General features: G+C 39.2%; 15 protein-coding genes and 1 pseudogene. 13 read left to right on the top strand and 3 right to left on the bottom strand.

Going from position 1 to position 14,683, the window contains the following annotated elements:
- Positions 1–59 precede the first annotated feature (59 nt).
- Positions 60–1,022, bottom strand: coding sequence for a DMT family transporter (locus tag AC3ISE_RS12160; RefSeq protein WP_489221164.1), 963 nt, complete (start codon positions 1,020–1,022; stop codon positions 60–62).
- A gap of 149 nt (positions 1,023–1,171) precedes the next feature.
- Here AC3ISE_RS12160 and AC3ISE_RS12155 point away from each other — a divergent pair, with 149 nt between their 5' ends.
- The 4 genes from AC3ISE_RS12155 to AC3ISE_RS12140 all read left to right on the top strand — a co-directional run bounded on the left by AC3ISE_RS12155 (position 1,172) and on the right by AC3ISE_RS12140 (position 3,527).
- Entirely contained in the window at positions 1,172–1,513 is a 342-nt protein-coding gene (locus AC3ISE_RS12155; protein WP_489221163.1) for an avidin-fold protein, read from the top strand.
- Between the two features lie 108 nt (positions 1,514–1,621).
- A complete protein-coding gene (locus AC3ISE_RS12150; protein WP_133310670.1) occupies positions 1,622–1,867 on the top strand; it encodes a DUF2164 domain-containing protein in 246 nt (81 codons plus the stop codon).
- 108 nt (positions 1,868–1,975) lie between these two features.
- Entirely contained in the window at positions 1,976–2,824 is an 849-nt protein-coding gene (locus AC3ISE_RS12145; RefSeq protein ID WP_489221162.1) for a transporter substrate-binding domain-containing protein, read from the top strand.
- A gap of 25 nt (positions 2,825–2,849) precedes the next feature.
- Positions 2,850–3,527 (top strand): amino acid ABC transporter permease, encoded by a 678-nt coding sequence (locus AC3ISE_RS12140; RefSeq protein WP_489221161.1) that lies wholly within the window; start codon positions 2,850–2,852, stop codon positions 3,525–3,527.
- A 267-nt stretch (positions 3,528–3,794) separates the two neighbouring features.
- Here AC3ISE_RS12140 and AC3ISE_RS12135 read toward each other — a convergent pair.
- Positions 3,795–5,152 (bottom strand): IS3 family transposase gene (locus AC3ISE_RS12135; RefSeq protein ID WP_489221085.1). Its coding sequence is split into 2 segments (ribosomal slippage): positions 3,795–4,681 and positions 4,681–5,152, totalling 1,359 coding nucleotides; the frame shifts between segments, so codons are not numbered across the junction.
- 422 nt (positions 5,153–5,574) lie between these two features.
- On the opposite strand from AC3ISE_RS12135, the gene AC3ISE_RS12130 reads away from it, so the two are divergent.
- Positions 5,575–6,429, top strand: coding sequence for an STAS domain-containing protein (locus tag AC3ISE_RS12130; RefSeq protein ID WP_489221160.1), 855 nt, complete (start codon positions 5,575–5,577; stop codon positions 6,427–6,429).
- A 40-nt stretch (positions 6,430–6,469) separates the two neighbouring features.
- Complete coding sequence (locus AC3ISE_RS12125; RefSeq protein ID WP_489224330.1) at positions 6,470–7,168, top strand: polysaccharide deacetylase family protein; 699 nt, start codon at positions 6,470–6,472, stop codon at positions 7,166–7,168.
- A 96-nt stretch (positions 7,169–7,264) separates the two neighbouring features.
- Here the strand turns inward: AC3ISE_RS12125 and AC3ISE_RS12120 are convergent, their stop codons facing one another.
- A complete protein-coding gene (locus AC3ISE_RS12120) occupies positions 7,265–8,827 on the bottom strand; it encodes an alkaline phosphatase family protein (RefSeq protein ID WP_489221159.1) in 1,563 nt (520 codons plus the stop codon).
- A 172-nt stretch (positions 8,828–8,999) separates the two neighbouring features.
- On the opposite strand from AC3ISE_RS12120, the gene AC3ISE_RS12115 reads away from it, so the two are divergent.
- From AC3ISE_RS12115 to AC3ISE_RS12085, 7 genes and pseudogenes are all read left to right on the top strand, one after another.
- On the top strand, positions 9,000–9,815 hold the full coding sequence (locus AC3ISE_RS12115; RefSeq protein WP_489221158.1) for an alpha/beta fold hydrolase: 816 nt from the start codon (positions 9,000–9,002) through the stop codon (positions 9,813–9,815).
- Between the two features lie 86 nt (positions 9,816–9,901).
- A pseudogene (locus AC3ISE_RS12110) lies at positions 9,902–10,272 on the top strand (VOC family protein).
- A 79-nt stretch (positions 10,273–10,351) separates the two neighbouring features.
- The gene (locus tag AC3ISE_RS12105; protein ID WP_489221157.1) at positions 10,352–10,900 is read left to right on the top strand and encodes a hypothetical protein; all 549 of its coding nucleotides are present in this window, start codon (positions 10,352–10,354) and stop codon (positions 10,898–10,900) included.
- A 67-nt stretch (positions 10,901–10,967) separates the two neighbouring features.
- On the top strand, positions 10,968–11,264 hold the full coding sequence (locus tag AC3ISE_RS12100; RefSeq protein ID WP_489224329.1) for an antibiotic biosynthesis monooxygenase family protein: 297 nt from the start codon (positions 10,968–10,970) through the stop codon (positions 11,262–11,264).
- A 462-nt stretch (positions 11,265–11,726) separates the two neighbouring features.
- A complete protein-coding gene (locus AC3ISE_RS12095) occupies positions 11,727–12,515 on the top strand; it encodes an SRPBCC domain-containing protein (protein ID WP_489221156.1) in 789 nt (262 codons plus the stop codon).
- 24 nt (positions 12,516–12,539) lie between these two features.
- Complete coding sequence (locus tag AC3ISE_RS12090) at positions 12,540–12,977, top strand: SRPBCC family protein (protein ID WP_489221155.1); 438 nt, start codon at positions 12,540–12,542, stop codon at positions 12,975–12,977.
- A gap of 160 nt (positions 12,978–13,137) precedes the next feature.
- A complete protein-coding gene (locus tag AC3ISE_RS12085; protein WP_489221154.1) occupies positions 13,138–14,628 on the top strand; it encodes an amidase in 1,491 nt (496 codons plus the stop codon).
- Positions 14,629–14,683 lie beyond the last annotated feature (55 nt).

Genomic DNA, 14,683 nt, shown 5'->3' with positions numbered 1-14,683 from the left:
GATAGGTTATTTACCGTGCTATTTATCAGTTTTCACCTTTCAGCCGAACCCGCTGCCAGTTAAGGTGCAGTCTTCGATTTGCCCAATACCTTCATTCGGCTTGGAGCGGAAAAAAAGCTGTGCAGCAGCATGCCAAGCATAATGAGGAAAATACCGATCAGTGTTATTCCATCCGGAAGCGGAGCCGAGAGAAGAAGCACTTCACCAAAAAGGACAAACAGCACTTGAGTGGATTGTGTGGCTTCAACTGAAGCTAATTTTCCTTCATCATTTCTTACCCGATCTGTCGCAATGAAAAATAGTGTAGTGGCAATCACACCCGAGGATACGGCGACGATAAACGACTGTGTAATTTGTTCAGCAGATGGCGGACCAACTTTTATTAATCCATAGACTGCAAGAAGCAACCAGAAGGGAAGACTAGCAAGCGTCATCCCAAGCACACGCTGAAAGGTATCGAGTCTGCCTCCGCACACTTCCATCATTTTTCGGTTTCCTAAAGGATAGGCAAAAGCTGCAATAACGACTGGAAGAACCCCTGCTAGCAGCTGATTAACGCTAATATCCGTCCCATTTTTTACTTGAATCAGGACAACACCTGCTAAAATAATCATTGAAAAGCAGAGAGCCTGCACTGGAATCCGTCTTCTCGTTTTAATCGAATGACTCTTTTCATAGAAAAAGGGAGTCAGCAGGATTCCGGCAACAATCGTCAGCTGCCATGTACCGGCGACAAGCCATCCTGGACCATAGGCGGCAGCGTATGTAATTGGCCCGTAAAACAGGACGAATCCTGAAAAGCTCCAAATAAGCCATTGAAGCGGATGGGTACGCATTTCTGCAAGCAGCAGTTTGATGTTTTTGCGGTAAATGACGATCACCAGTAAAAAGGGGACCATAAAAAAGAATCGGAGAGATGAGCTCCATAACCAGCTCCCCCCTGAAAGTTCCATTGACCGGTTTAAAATAAAGGTGACGGCAAAAAACATGGAAGCAATAATTCCAATTGCGATTTCTCTCATAAAAAACCTCTCCTTACGCAGCAGACGTGCAATATGTTATACATGCGGTACTGTTTATTATACGTAATTTTTGAAAAATTGAAATAAATAATTGGAAACATTTATTCAATATGGTAAGATGGCATAAATTTTTCAAAAGGAGAATCCGTATGATCAATTACCATAACCGCCGCTTTGTCTCAGTAGAAAATACTTCAAATGGGGAGGTCTCCTCAAAAACTGTTTTCACGTATGAACAAAATGGACAAATTCTTTCAGCTGCCTATGGCGGCGGAGAAATCGTTAAAGGAACTTTAATTGGACTTGTAAATGATGATGGAACTTTAGAATTTAAGTATAATCATGTCAATGTAAACAATGAAATCAGGGGAGGGCATTGCTTTTCGAAACCAGAGGTGTTGCCTGACGGCAGAATCAGACTGCATGAAAAATGGCAGTGGTTTGACCGGGACCAGACAGAGGGTGAGTCCATTATAGAGGAAATCGATTAGCAGGTTCCGTCTCTCTTTGTACACACAATTTTTCAAAATACCAGTCTGCCTTTCTACTTTTTTTCTTGTTATGATCATTAAAGAATTGAACAAGAAAGGCTGATGAAAATGTTTATTACATTTACAAAAGAAGAAAAAATGATGATGATTGAAGATATTCAGCGCTATTACTACCGGGAAAATGGCGATGAAATTGGCGAGCTTGCGGCTGAAAATCTATTAGAGTTTATTAAAGAATCCATCGGACCACACTTTTATAATCAGGCGATCAAAGATGCAAAAAGTTTAGTAGAACAAAGAATGCAGACGATGGAAGAAGATCTTTATGCTCTTGAAAGATCGATCAAAAGATAATTTATTCTTAAGCTTACAGCTGCTGTAAGCTTTTTTTGAACAAAAAAATTGCGAATTCCCTGCTGTAATGCTATCTTTTATAAGATTATAGAAAAAAGGTGGATTCGTATGACAAAATTATTTCCTTCAAACAAGCTGAGTGCCATGCTGATGATGATGGCATTTGCATTAGTTATGGCCGGATGCAGCAGTTCTTCTGAGAAAAAAGAAGAAAAAACGGCATGGGATACAATAAAAGAAGAAGGCAAGCTGACGGTTGCGACTTCTGGCACACTTTATCCAACGTCTTACCACGATTCAGAAACAAATGATTTGACTGGATATGAGGTAGAGGTCGTCCGTGAAATGGCGAAACGCATGGATCTGGAAGTGGAATTTTCAGAGATGGCATTTGACGGCATGCTGACGTCTATTCAAAGCGGAAAAGTGGATATCGCCGCAAACGATATTATGATTAATGATGAACGAAAAGAAAAATTCGATTTTGCAGATCCTTATAAATTCTCATACGGAACTGCGATGGTCCGAAAAGATGATCTTTCAGGCATCAAATCATTGGAAGATTTAAAAGGGAAGAAAGCAGCTGGAGAAGCAACGACTACATACATGGCGGTTGCACGTAAGTACGGAGCAGAAGAAGTCATTTATGACAATGCTACAAATGATCAGTACTTAAGAGATGTTTCAACCGGAAGAACAGATGTTATTTTAAATGACTACTACCTTCAGCGCCTTGCAGTTGCAGCGTTTCCTGACCTGAACATTACGATTCATCCTGACATCAAGTTCAACCCAAACAGTCAGGGCATCATTATGAAAAAAGGGAATACCGAGCTGAAAAAGAATATTGATGCTACAATTAAAGAAATGCTTGAAGATGGAACAATTTCCGAGATTTCAAAGAAATTCTTTGATGGAGCGGATGTATCTAAAAAACCGGATGTTGAGTTTGAGTAACTGGTAACTGAAGAAGGTGAGTGCGATGGGAGATATTCAGTGGGAATACGTTTTTAATTATGAACTTGCTGTGGAATCTTTTCCATATGTGATCCAGGGTATCTGGAACACACTGCTTATTTCCTTAGTCAGCATGGCAATCGGTTTAGTGCTCGGTTTTTTTCTTGCACTCGGCCGAACTTCTAGATACTCTTTCCTCAGGTGGCCTGCGAGAATTTATATTTCGTTTATGCGGGGTGTTCCAATTCTTGTTATTCTTTTCATTCTGTATTTCGGGTTTCCGATCATCGGCATTGAATTTACAGCCATCACAGCTGCTTTAATTGGCTTCAGCCTAAACAGTGCAGCTTACATGGCAGAAATTAACCGTTCCGCCTTGGCATCTGTCGACCGGGGACAATGGGAGGCGTCCAAATCACTTGGACTTTCCTACTGGCAGACAATGAGAGGGATTATTTTGCCGCAGGCATTCAGAATTGCGCTGCCTCCGCTCTCAAACGTGCTGCTTGATCTGACGAAAGCATCCTCACTCGCTGCCATGATCACGGTGCCTGAACTTTTTCAGCAGGCTAAAATTGTCGGCGGCAGGGAGCTTGACTACATGACAATGTATATTCTCGTAGCCCTCATTTATTGGGGAATATGTTCTCTTTTGACCGTTGTCCAAAATTACCTTGAAAATAGGTATAAATACCTTTTATAAAAATAATGACATGTTTGAAGAGGCTGGGACAAATGGTTTTCAGCCAAAGAAAAATCCGAACTATTATGTGAAATTCCAACTTGAATTTCGTTTTAGTTCGGATTTTTTTCTTTGGCTCTTGTCATAAATATTGTTGCTACAGGACTAAATGTTAGAAACCTTAAGTGGATTGCAGCGGAAGGAACTTGACTCCTGCCGGAAATAGAGCAAAATGGGAGACCCCGCAGGCAAAGTGCACTGCCCCCTATAAATTGGACACTTTATTTACTAAGCAGCTTGCTCAAAACTAGTTCGATAAGACACTGGACTTTTACGTTGTAATCGTGATTTGATTCTCAAATGATTGTAGTAGTGTATATACTCTTCGAGTTCTTTCTTGAAGTGGTCTATACTCTCGAATTGTTGTAAGTACAGAAATTCTGATTTCAATATCCCGAAAAAGTTTTCTATAACGGCGTTGTCGTAACAGTTTCCTTTTCGAGACATGCTTTGAGTAATGTGATTTTCTTTTAATATGTGCTGGTATCGAGGCATTTGATAATGCCAGCCCTGGTCAGAATGAAGTAAGAGTTCGTCGTTTTCGTTCACGCGCTGTAGGCCTTCTATCAACATCGTCTCTACTAAATCAAACGTAGGCCTTGTATTGAGCGTATACGTGATAATCTCGCCATTAAACAGGTCCAGAATAGGGGACAGGTATAATTTCTGTCCAAACAATTTAAATTCCGTGATGTCTGTCACCCACTTCTGATTTGGTTTTTCGGCCTTGAATTTACGATTTAAGATGTTTGGAGCTGTTTTTCCGACCCCGCCCTTATAGGATTTGTACTTCTTCATTCGTACGATGCATTGAAGCCCTATCTCTTTCATAATACGAAGGACTTTCTTCTTGTTAATCATATACCCTTTGGCTTGAAGGACATCTGTGATACGGCGATGGCCAAGGCGTCCTTTGTGCTTACGGTAAATGAAGCGAATTCTCCTTTTCCACTTGCGGTCAGGATCCGGCTGTTTCCATAATTGAACGCGGTGATAGTAGGTGCTTTTCGGCAAATCAGCAATCTTCACCAGTTGGTTAACAGGGAATTCGTGCCTTAGTTCATAGATTACTTGCGTTTTGAGTGTTTTACTGATTCTTTCTGAACTAAGGCTCGCAGCTTTTTTAAATACGCATTCTCCATACGAAGAAGTTCGTTTTCTTTTTTCAGTTCTTCTATAGATGGGTCAGAGGAATTTTCTTTCTTATTCTTTTTCTTTTGATTATGAGATGACATGGCAGATGGCCCCTTTTCCTTTATTTTAAGGGCATCTTCACCACCAATCTCCCACTTTTTCTTCCACCTACGGAGCATACAAGGATCTGGTAGGTGGAAAATGGCCGATGCCTCTCGAATCGAGTAATTCGTTTCATTTGTAAATTGAATTACCCTCAGTTTAAAGGCTGGCGAATAGTTTGTATAGGGAAAGGAGAATGCTTGGTCACCATGATGTTTGAACAGCATCACCCAGTTTCGGAGAACGGAGTGATCGACTCCAACCTCTTTAGCTAATTCTCGATAACTTACTAAACCATTCAAATAACGTTGTACGGCTTGAATTTTTTCTTCTAATGTAAAATTACGCAATTGAAGTACACCTCCTGTTGTTAGATGTGTGTCCAACAATAGGGGTGCACTTCAAAGCCGAGGAGGCTCCCATGCTCCCCGCGGAAAGCAAGTTCCTGGAGCTGCAAGGAACGGACATTATTTATCATGGAAAACAACAATTCATGTGAAAATAGCCCTTTCTTTTAATGGTTTTCGCACTATTCAATGTTCGGCTTTCATTCAGGAGATGATCGTTACGTCCCAGTCTCTTTTTTTTATGCATGCATTTCTTTTTTTCTAAAGTTGAATTTCATACGAGATTACCTAATTATAGGCAGGACATAAAACATATGGAACTTTATAACTGGGAAATTGGATATTCCGTACATAGCACCTTAACAAATGATATAATTTGAACATGCTATTTTAATATATGGCTTTCTATTTTTAGGAGGAATAATGTGAATAATGAGTATACAAATAAGATTCCTGCCTTTTATTCTCTGAGGTCAGTGTCCTTAAAACTTTTTGGCTTAATAAGCGACCGGCTAAATGTGAGCACTGCTTACGTAACAAGAAGAGGGGAAACGGCCATGACGGTTCTCAGCTCCTATAATAGAGAAGAAGAAATCATCCCTGAAGGATACAGTGTTGAATACGGCGGAACGTATTGCCGTCTGATTATTATGAAAGACGAAGGCATGATGCATACTGCAGATTTAACTAAGGATCTAATCACAAGAGAATTAGAAGTGACAAGCCAGTTAAATGTGAAAGGTTTCTTAGGTGTAACTTTAAAAGATCTGGAAGGGAATGTGTTCGGGACTCTCTGTGTAATGGACAGAGAAGAAAAACAGTTTTCGGAAGATGATATAAACTATTTAAAGTCCATGGCAGACCTTTTGTCTCACATTATTGACCTTGATAAAACAAAGTATTATATGGGTTTTTTAAGTGTACCGATTATTCCAATTACAAGCGGGGTTTCTATTCTGTCTCTGCAGGGCATTGTCGACGAAAACCGTTCAGAACAAATTATGGGAGACGTCCTTCAAACTGCTGCTGATCAGGACATACGATATTTTATCGTTGATTTGTCAAAGCTGATTGTTCAAGATGATGTTTTTCCCAATGTACTCATCAATATGATTCAGGCTCTTCAGCTTATGGGGGTTGATGCAATCATCACGGGCGTCACGCCGGCTTTTGCTATGAGTCAATTCATTCATATTAATCATGAAAACAGCAGGACGAAATTTGTGACGAATATTAAAATGGCCCTTGATTATATTGGGTATTCTTTAGTTGAAAAATAATAACTTAATTAAGAGTATAAGTTAGAGGTATTGCTTTATGCTGAAAAAAAGAAACATCATTTCAATTATAGTAGTTATTTCATTTATTATTTTTATATTCTCTTCATATCATTTAATGAATTCGAGAACCTTTCAATTATTTGGAGGGTTAACCAGCAATGTTGAAACTCCTCAAAAGGCAGTGGCTCTGACCTTCGATGACGGACCAGCCGGCAATACGGACGAAATATTGTCCATTCTGGAGAAATATCGTGCAAAGGCAACCTTCTTTTTGATCGGGAATGAACTTAATAAGCATCCGGAAGAAGGGCAGATGATAGCTGAAGCAGGACATCAGATCGGAAACCATACATATTCTCACAGCAGAATGATTTTTAAGTCTCCCTCCGTTATAAAGGAGGAAATCGAAAAGACTAACAAACTAATCCGGCTTACAGGCTATAATGGTGAAATTGATTTTCGGCCTCCAAATGGAAAAAAACTAGTCTTGCTGCCCTATTATTTGAGCAACCGGCAGATGGATACAATCACTTGGAATATTGAACCAGACACATTTTACACATCCGTATCTGATAAAGTCAGATATGTGAACGAAAACATTGAACCGGGTTCCATCATATTGCTGCATCCAATGTACGATAAGTCGGGAAAAGAACTAAAAGCATTGGAAGAAATCATAAAATCATTAACTGAAGATGGTTATGAATTCGTCACGGTGAATGAATTGCAGAAATATTAGAACTAGTATGGGCAGTCACCCTGTCATGTAATAATTGAATTAAAAAGCAGCACGATAAATAAATCGGGCTGCTTTTTTGATGAAACGACCATGCAATTAGTTTTCTTCTATGATATCTAAAATCCACATTTTTAAATCAACAATCCTTAAATGATCGATGTGATGATCCGTTCCTGTCACGATTAAAGGAGCATATGAATCGACTTTGTGCATAGATCCGTGAGCACCTCCGCCAGTATGTTCAGGAGAGCTTTCTCCTATAAATTCATAGCCGGGTTCAGCATCAGCTATGAGAAAATCTCCTTTTTGTGAATGAATGGCTCCATATAATCTTGCTAGACCATCAGGGTAATTCCCATAGATAAGCTGTTTGCGTCTATCAGCTTTCACATCTAAAATATCCAAGTTCCCTTTTAAGGTCCAATTTTGATGATAACGATCTTTATAAGAACCTCCAGATTTAAATTGGAGAATTCCTTTGCGGCCTTCTGAAATTACGTTCACCATGTCGTTTTCTTTCCAGGCAATCCAGGCAATTCGAGGATCTGTCTGCAATTTATCGGCTATATTTTTTATAGAAATACCCTTATTTAATTTATAAATATATGCCATTCGTTCATTTGCAGTAATAGCAATTTCATTGTTTTTTTGAACAGAATCACCAAGCTTTACCTGCTTGTATTCTGATAGGGCATCTCTTAAATCAATCAAAGTCTTCTTTTTGTCCTTTTTTACATCAGATTGATTACCGTCTCCCATAATAAGCCAGACTGTATTTTCAAGAGCATCATCCCACTCCGGATAAGTATTTAATATTTCCTGAAGGTGTTTATCCAGCTTTTCAATCCCATCAATTGTTTTAGTTCCTTTCGTATGAACAGCATGATCATTTTCAGGCAAATACAAAATTGTAAATTCAGGAAGCAGGTTGTTTTTTAAAAGATAAGTTAATTCTTGAGCAGCAAAAGCATCATTTAGCCCTAATCGATTGATCACATGTTTATTTTTCGGATCCTGATTAATGAAATCCCCTAAAGTTAATATCTTTGGTCCTTTTGTTTTGTATTTATCAGGCAGAGAAGTCGTTTTTGCTAAAATTTTTGGAACGATCAGGGTATGCTGATCATTTCCCCTGTAAATCACAGCATTAATAGATGCAGTTTGTTTACCTCTATCATCCAGCTCTTCATGAATGGTTTTCACATCTTTACTTAAGTGCTTGTTATTAAATTGATAGAGGCTGTTGTCTGCTACATCCGTTACTCCATATTTTAAGGTTTCTAAGAACCCATTCCCATAGCTGATCACCCGCTGTTCATCTTCCTTATACCAAACCAGGCCAGGAATTTTATGTTTATCAGGGTATGTACCTGTAAGTAAAGTGCTGTCGATGGTAACGGACATAGTCGGATAGGCGCTTACCATCTCTTTACTGTACTGGCCATTTTTCAGAAAAAATTCGAGGGCAGGGGCTTTATGCTGCTTAATGGCTTTTTTTAATGGTTTGTCCATTAATGAATCCACGACAAGAAGAATCACTTTGGGCGAAGAGGCGGTTTTTGTCTGCAGTATATTTGGCGAGCTTTTCTCATGATTCGTTGTGCAGCCGGTAATAAGGATGATTGAGAGGGTTAATAGAGCTAGTGCTCGATTCTTCATACAGACTTCACCTTCTATGTACAAGTTTTCTTTATTATTTACATAATCTTTGCTTTCATGTTGGAAAATGAAATGTTTAATATAAAACTGAATAAAGATTTTTTTATAAGGGGAAGGTAAGGATGCTAAAAGGAAAGTAGACGTTTAGGATCATATGGAGTGAAAAACAATTATGCCCTCAATTAAGATAGGTAGCTGCCCTTCTTTACACTACGAAGATAATGGTCAAGGAGTGCCGATCATATTTATTCATCCTCCTGGAATGGGAAGAAAAGTGTTTTTTTATCAGCATGCTTTGTCAAAGCATATGAGAGTTATTTTCCCGGACTTAAGCGGACACGGGGAAAGTGAGACCGCTTCACAAGAGATTTCGATTCCGTATTACGCGAGTGAGATTCTACATTTGATGGATGCTTTAAACCTCAAAAAGGCTGTCTTATGCGGTTATTCAGCCGGATGTTTAATTGCGCAGCATCTTGCCATCTATCACTCTGAAAGAATTGAATTGCTTATTTTATCTGGGGCCTATCCAAGCGTTGAAGATGCATCAGGACAATTATTGCATCATTCAGGAATATACTTGGCAGAAAATCATTTGAATTTGTTAATAAATATTATTTCCAAGACTCATACAAAAGATAAAAAGCTGAGAAAGCTGCTTAGTGATCATATGAAAAGAGCAGATATAGAAGTTTGGAAGCAGTATTATATCCAGTCTTTGCAATACAGCTGTCTCGACAAACTTCATCTCATCAAGATTCCTATGCTGTTTATGTATGGAGAAGCAGGGGACTGGACGAATCATTATTTAAACCTTTACAGAAATAAATGCAAACACGCAGAGTTTTTCCTGTTTACGAATCAAAACCATCAGCTTCCAACGAGAAAGTGGAATATATTTAATGAAATTGTTACAGGATTTGTGCTGAATAGAGTAAACCTCCGGCAAGAGGAGAATAAATTTGGTTTAGGAATACGTCTCTTTTAGTAGGGGCGTATTTTTACTGTTTTTTGCAGGAATATCAAAGGGGAAGAAGAAATACAAAGAATATTGATAAAGAAGGAGAGGAAATCATGACACAGCCGTTATTAAAGGGCATAGAAGGAGTATTTATCCCTGTCAGTGATGTTAAGCGGTCTGTACAATGGTATGAGAGTAAGCTTGTTTTAAACCAATATATATTGAGAAAGAAGCTGCTGTAATGAGGATTTCCGATGAGACTGTTATTTGCCTGGTTTATACACCAAATCATCAGCCTATGATTTTCCCGGAAAATCACTTTGGTGTAGGTAAATACTTTAACTTTATTCCATCAAATATTGAAAAGACCCACAGGGAATTAATTGATAGAGGAGTTGAAGTAAATCCTATGGATGGAGAAGGACAGACAAATTTCTTCACTTTTTTCGATCCTGATGGGAATCCTTTAGGGGTATGTCAATAAGGAGATTCCATTAACGGATAGAGATTTTAATACATAAATTTGCTATGCTTTAGTAAAGTTTTTTTAGGAGATGGTGCAAATGGACAAGGTAATCCAAACCTATTTTGAGCAGCTGGAATCAAAAGACAGAGACGTTCAATATGAAGCTTATCAAAACATACTCTCAGCAGCAGAGGGAAAAGTGGACTGGGCTTATGAAGTGTGGGACGAATTGCTTGAAGGGTTAAGCTCCAAAGATAATCACCAAAGATCACGTTCAGCTCAATTCCTGTCGAGCCTTGCAATCAGCGATCCAGATCAGCGGATGCTGAATGATTTTTCAGCTGTCTGGGAAGTGACGAAGGATCCTAAATTCGTTACCGCCCGGCACAGTCTGCAGTCCATTTGGAAGATCGGGCTCGCTGGTCCTGAGCAAAAAAAGCTAGTTTTGGATCATCTGATCAATCGTTTTCAAACCTGTTTCAATGAGAAAAATTACACTCTTATTCGATTTGATATTATTCAGGATTTAAAAAACTTATATGATCATTTAAATGAGGAAGAAATTAAAGAGAAAGCATTGGAATTAATTGAAATGGAGGAAGAAAACAAATATCGAAAGAAATACATTGCTGTATGGAAAAATTAATATCTTACATATAAAGAAATGAAAGGCGTAATTGAAAAAAATAAATATGCTTAAAGAGGAGAAAATGATGATATTAGAAGCTGTATTGCTCCAGGTCAAACAAGGGATGGAGAAAGAATACGAAGATGCTTTTCGCAGCGCTTCCCAAATCATTTCATCTATGAAAGGCTATATTTCTCATGACTTACAGCGGTGTTTAGAGGTTAAAGGGAAGTATTTGCTTCTGGTCAAATGGGAGAGCTTAGAAGATCATACAATTGGATTTAGACAATCACCTGAGTATCAAGAATGGAAAGAGCTGCTTCACCATTTTTATGATCCGTTTCCAACAGTTGAGCATTTTGAAAGCGCAGACCTACTATAAAGAAAATAACTAATTTCAAATTCTTTTAAATTATGGAGCTGTTAATACAGCTCTTTTATTTTGTAAAAGACACTGCAATCTTCATCCGCTTTTTATGGATAATGATACATATATTCAACTACGATACCGCAATCAGCTCACTGTACCATTTTGCAGATTTTTTGAGATCTTTTACATGAATAAAGACAGTATTCACCATGCTGTTAATGGGAGAAACTGCAGAACGCATTTTATAAACGCCTATCATTTTTCTGTATCATTACTTCATCATGGACAAAAGGAAATCCTCTTTAATAAATTGTAAGAACGGCATTAAAAAGTAAGAAATTAGCCGGTAAAGCCAAAGGGAATATTCCCTTTAATATAGATCATTGTGCATGATGAAAAAACATGTTACTATTATGTCACACATTATATGTGACTACTTAGTCACTTATGATCAGGAACGAAAGGGCTGTTGAAATGGAAGACAAGCTTTCCACGTTGTTTAAAGCGCTGGGTCACCCGATCAGGAGACGGATTCTGGATATTCTTAAAGATTCTGCTAAAACAACCGGTGAATTAAATGATCTATTTCCGGAAGTATCCAGATATGCAATCATGAAACATCTGACCGCACTAGAGGAAGGAAACTTGGTTGTTGTAAGGCGGGAAGGAAAATACAGACTTAATTACTTAAACGCTGTTCCTCTGCAGGAAATGCATAACCGGTGGGTGGGAAAATACATGCAGACAGCGGGTAGTTCTTTACTTAATTTAAGAGCTGCAGCTGAACAAAAAGGAGAAGAAGAAATGAAATCAGCACAACAATCAAAAGTATTTCGAATCGAACAAGAGGTTTTCATAGATGCACCAAGAGAAAAAGTATTTAAGGCATTAACGGAAAAGGCTGAAGATTGGTGGGAGTTTCGGTTAGCTCCAAAGGGAGTATCATCGAAGTTTACGTTTGATCCTGTGCCGGGCGGTCAGTTTATTGAAAGATGGGGTGAAACAGAAGGCGCAGTGTGGGGGAATGTTTATTATGTCAATGCTCCAGAAGAAATTCGTCTTCATGGGCACTTGGGAATGCAGGGAGCAGTCAATAGTTCCTATACGTACCGTCTAGTTAAAAAAGAAAATGCAACCATTCTCCAGCTTTCCCATACAGCTTCAGGGCTGATTGAAGGAAACTGGGAGAAGGATCATACAGAAGGCTGGAATCATCTGCTTGGAACATTATTAAAAGAATATGCAGAACAAAATAATGAATAATTCCCTGTTGGAGGTATGAAGAGAATGGTCGACGTAATCACAGAAATAGAAATTCAGTGCACAGCAGACAGGGTTTCGCAGTATGCTTCAGACCCTGAAAATGCACCTGAATGGTATGTAAATATTCATTCAGCAGAATGGCTGAACGAAAAATCATTAAAAATTGGCTCTCGAATTGCATTTAAAGCAAAATTCCTTGGCCGGGAGCTCTCGTATGTTTACGAAATTGCAGAATTCATTCCAGGTGCAAGAATGGTCATGAGAACGGCTGACGGACCTTTTCCAATGGAAACCATTTATACATGGCAGGCGTCGGATCTGCATACTACCAGAATGACACTGCAAAATAAAGGGAATCCGGCAGGCTTTTCAAAGGGGATCGCACCTTTTATGTCTATCATGATGAAAAGAGCAAATAACAAAGATTTAAAAAAACTGAAGAGTATTCTTGAAAAAAGATAAGTGCTGAATCTTTTAGATGATCAAAGCTATAAAATCTTACTCTTCCTCCAGATTATTTAATAGAGTTAAACCATGTATAATAACTGGAGGAAACCCCTGTCAGATGTTTATAAATAACTTAATACAGCACAAATGACAAATCATAGAGCGAGGGTAAACCGTGGATTTAAATACATATGCAAAATACGATGGCACTGGACTTGCCGAATTAGTGAAAAAGAAAGAAGTAACACCGAAAGAACTGGCTGATGCAGCTTTTAAGCAGATCGAACATGTGAATCCGCTTTTAAATGGGGTGGTTCGCACGCGTCAGGAAAAAGTTTTAAAAGAGCTAACCCAGCTGGATCTTCAAAAGCAGCCGTTTGCGGGAGTTCCCATTCTGCTGAAGGATATTTCACAGGCGATAGAAGGTGAGCCTTTAACAGCAGGCTCAAAGCTTCTTAAAAATAACATTGCAGGAAGAGACTCAAATTTTGTTGCACGTTTAAGACAGGCGGGATTTTCATTTTTAGGTCATACGAACACCCCTGAATTTGGTTTGAAAAATATTACAGAGCCTGAGGTTCATGGTCAGACCAAGAATCCATGGAATACAAAGTACTCAGCCGGCGGATCAAGCGGAGGATCAGCTGCAAGCGTGGCATCAGGGATTGTACCGATTGCCGGTGCAAGTGACGGGGGAGGCTCAATCCGAATTCCAGCTTCTTTTACTAGTCTGTTCGGATTAAAGCCTACTAGAGGCAGAACGCCTGTTGGTCCAAGTGTCGGCAGGCAATGGCAGGGGGCTTCAATTGATTTTGTTTTGACAAAAACAGTCCGTGACAGTGCAGCTATGCTTGATCTTCTGCAAATCATTCAGCCGGAAGCAGCTTTTCATACACCATTGTTTGAAGGCAACTATACAGATGTTCTCAGAAAAGGGATAAAACGGCCTTTAAGGATCGCTTTTCAAACTCAGTCTCCTGTAGGAACTCCTGTCAGTGAAGAAGCGATGGATGCCGTTCATCGCATGGTGAAGTGGCTTGAAGAACAGGGGCATGAAGTTGAGGAGCGGGGAAACGGCATCGACGGTGTCAGGCTGATGGAAAATTACTATATTATGAACAATGGTGAAATGGCCGCAACGATTCTTAACCTTGAAAAAATGCTCGGCAGACCAATTGCAGCAAATGATGTAGAAATAGTGACTTGGGTGTTAAGTGTGGCAGGACATTCCGTAACCGCTGCCGAATTTACTCAGAGTCTGGCTGAATGGGATATGGCAGCTGCTAAAATGGCTGCTTTTCATGAAACCTTCGACTTGTATTTAACCCCGGCAACCGCTTTTCCGGCTCCTAAAGCCGGAGAACTCACTCAGACTGAAGAAGAAATTCAGTCGCTTCTGAAGGTCAGTGAGCTGAAGAAAGAGGAACATTTATCATTCGTTTATGACATGTTCTTAAAAAGCTTAACCGTTACACCTTTTACGCAGCTTGCAAATCTGACAGGACAGCCTGCAATGAGTGTGCCTACTCATATCACGGCTGAAGGATTGCCGCTTGGGGTTCAGTTTGTGGCACCTAAAGGGAAAGAAGACATGCTGCTTGCCCTTGCAGGACAGCTTGAGCAATCTGACCTGTGGATTGGCATGGAAGGAAATCCATTTTTCTAAGTCATAAAACGCTTTATTCATGAAATGCAGGGTCCGTGTTAAAGTTTTTGAAAAT

Source organism: Metabacillus sp. KH_069 (assembly GCF_057838075.1).
This window is presented reverse-complemented; position numbering and strand designations above follow the sequence as displayed.